The 2971-nt window shown below is 67.9% G+C and carries 3 protein-coding genes; all 3 read left to right on the forward strand.

Translation table 11 applies throughout. From position 1 onward, the window contains the following. The first annotated feature begins 14 nt into the window (after positions 1 to 14). The 3 genes from N5E02_RS20680 to mdtD all read left to right on the forward strand — a co-directional run bounded on the left by N5E02_RS20680 (position 15) and on the right by mdtD (position 2864). A complete protein-coding gene (locus N5E02_RS20680) occupies positions 15 to 254 on the forward strand; it encodes a WGR domain-containing protein (RefSeq protein ID WP_053498927.1) in 240 nt (79 codons plus the stop codon). A 25-nt stretch (positions 255 to 279) separates the two neighbouring features. After that, a complete protein-coding gene (gene hemE, locus N5E02_RS20685) occupies positions 280 to 1362 on the forward strand; it encodes a uroporphyrinogen decarboxylase (RefSeq protein WP_262220390.1) in 1083 nt (360 codons plus the stop codon). A 92-nt stretch (positions 1363 to 1454) separates the two neighbouring features. Then, complete coding sequence (mdtD, locus tag N5E02_RS20690) at positions 1455 to 2864, forward strand: multidrug transporter subunit MdtD (RefSeq protein WP_005418383.1); 1410 nt, start codon at positions 1455 to 1457, stop codon at positions 2862 to 2864. Positions 2865 to 2971 lie beyond the last annotated feature (107 nt).

The following is a 2971-nucleotide window of genomic DNA, read 5'->3' on the forward strand; positions in this document are numbered from 1 at the left end:
CTACAATCGGTGCCATGCACGTCTACCTGCAACATCCCGACGCCGGTGCGCAGGCACCGCGTTTCCTGCGCCTGAGCCTGCAGCCGGACCTGTTCGGCGGCTGGGAGCTGCTGCGCGAGAGCGGCCGCGTCGGCAGCCGCTCGCAGCTGCGGCGCGAGCTGTTCCTGCAGGCCGACGACGCCCGCCACGCCTTCGAGAAGGCCCGCGATGCCGAACTGCATCGCGGCTTCCAGATCCTTTCGCACGGCGACTGACGCCGCTGCTCCTCCCGTCCAAGGAATGCCCATCGTGACCAGCCCTCTCCGCAACGATCGCCTGCTGCGCGCCCTGCGCCGCGAACCGGTGGACTGCACCCCCGTCTGGCTGATGCGCCAGGCCGGCCGCTACCTGCCGGAATACCGCGCGACCCGGGCCAAGGCCGGTAGCTTCCTGGCCATGGCCAAGACCCCGGAGATCGCCTGCGAAGTCACCCTGCAGCCGCTGCGCCGGTTCCCCCTGGACGCAGCCATCCTGTTCTCGGACATCCTCACCATTCCCGATGCGATGGGCCTGGAGCTGTACTTCGTCGAAGGCGAAGGCCCGAAGTTCCGCCATCCGGTGCGTGATGACGCGGCCATCGCCAAGCTGGCGGTGCCGGACATGGAGCAGGACCTGGGCTACGTGATGGATGCAGTACGCCTGATCCGCCGCGAGCTGGACGGCCAGGTGCCGCTGATCGGCTTCTCCGGCAGCCCCTGGACGCTGGCCTGCTACATGGTGGAAGGCGGCGGCAGCAAGGATTTCGCACGCATCAAGGCGATGGCGCTGAACCATCCGCAGGCGCTGCACCGCCTGCTGGAGGTCACCACCGAAGCGGTGATCGCCTACCTCGGTGCGCAACGCGCGGCCGGTGCGCAGGCGCTGCAGGTGTTCGACACCTGGGGTGGCGTGCTGTCCCCGGCGATGTACCGCGAGTTCTCGCTGCGTTACCTGCAGCGGATTGCACAGGGCCTGGATCGCGGCGAAGGCAGCGAGCGCACGCCGCTGATCCTGTTCGGCAAGGGCACCGGCCTGCACCTGGAAGCACTGTCGCAGACCGGCGCCGATGCACTTGGCCTGGACTGGACGCTGGACCTGGACGAAGCAATGCGCCGCACCGGTGGTCGCGTCGCGCTGCAGGGCAACCTCGACCCGACCACGCTGTACGCCTCGCCGGATGCGATCGCCACGGCCGCAGCGCGCGTGCTCGACACCTATGCCGCCGGCAACGGCGGCTCGCGCGAAGGCCATGTGTTCAACCTCGGCCACGGCATGTCGCCGGACATGGACCCGGCGCATGTGCAGGTCCTGGTCGACGCGGTGCACGCGCACAGCCAACGCTGAGCATTCCGCATGCCATCACGGCGCGATGTTGATCGCGCCGTGACCCGCAGTGCGCGATCATGGCGGCCCCCACGCTGCACCGGCCACACCCCATGTCCACATCGCCATCGACCTACAACCGCCAGCGTCCCCTGCTGTGGCTGGTGTCCCTGGCGATCTTCATGCAGATGCTGGACTCGACCATCGTCAACACGGCGCTGCCAGCGATGGCGGCCAGCCTGGGCGAGAGCCCGCTGCAGATGCAGTCGGTGGTGTTCAGCTATGCGCTGGCGGTCGCCACCTTCATTCCCGCCTCGGGCTGGATCGCCGACCGCTATGGCACCCGGCGCACCTTCCTGGTGGCGATCATCCTGTTCACCCTCGGCTCGCTGGCCTGCGCGTTGGCCCAGCACCTGCACCAGCTGGTCGGCGCGCGCGTGCTGCAGGGCATCGGCGGTGCGATGCTGCTGCCGGTCGGTCGGCTGGCGGTGATGCGCTCGGTGCCGCGCGAGGATTTCCTGCGCGCGATGAGCTTCATCGCCATCCCCGCGCTGGTCGGCCCGCTGATCGGCCCGACGCTGGGCGGCTGGCTGGTCGAGATCGCCTCATGGCACTGGGTGTTCCTGATCAACCTGCCGATCGGCGTGATCGGTTTCATCGCCGCGATGAAGATCATGCCCGACCATTACGCCAGCCATCGCACCCGTTTCGACCTGCGCGGCTACATCATGCTGGCCTTTGCGATGGTGGTGCTGTCGCTGGCCTTGGACGGCATCTCCGGACTCGGCACCCCACACGCGCTGGTGATGCTGATGACGGTCGCGGGCCTGGCTGCGCTGGTGGGCTACTGGCTGCATGCCGCCAATTCCACCGCACCCTTGTTCTCGCTGGCCCTGTTCCGCGTACCCAGCTACCGCATCGGCATCCTCGGCAACCTGTTCTCACGCATCGGCAGCAGTGCCATGCCGATGCTGATCCCGCTGCTGCTGCAGGTCGGCCTCGGCCTCGGCCCGATGAACGCCGGCCTGATGATGGTGCCCGTAGCGGCCGCCGGCATGGTGTCGAAGAAACTGGCAGTGAAGCTGGTCGAACGTTACGGCTACCGCCGCGTGCTGATGACCAACACCGTGCTGGTGGGGCTGGCAATGGCCAGCTTCATCCTGATGACACCTGGCCAGCACCTGGCCTGGCGCCTGGTGCAGCTTGCGTTCTTCGGCGCGGTCAATTCACTGCAGTTCACCGTGATGAACACCGTGACGCTGCGCGACCTTGACCGCGAATTCGCCAGTTCCGGCAACAGCCTGCTGTCGATGGTGATGATGCTGGCCGCCGGTTTCGGCGCTGCGGCGGCCGGCAGCCTGCTGGCCGCGTTCGGCAATCACCTGGACAGCAACAGCGCGACCGCCGCGCTGCATGCCACATTCCTGTGCGTGGGCGCGATCACCCTGACCTCGACGATGATCTTCTGGCAGCTGCCTGACACCAAGCCCGAACCGCGGCAGGTCGAGCACGTCGCGGAGTGAGGATGGTTCGGCAGGGCCTGCGGCCCTGCACCCGCGGTAGTGCCGGCCGCTGGCCGGCAACAGCAACAGCCAAAGCGGCATTCCGTGGGTTGGCGGGGCGGTGTCGC

The sequence above is a fragment of the Stenotrophomonas sp. GD03777 genome (assembly GCF_029842485.1).
GTDB classification, from domain to species: domain Bacteria; phylum Pseudomonadota; class Gammaproteobacteria; order Xanthomonadales; family Xanthomonadaceae; genus Stenotrophomonas; species Stenotrophomonas sepilia.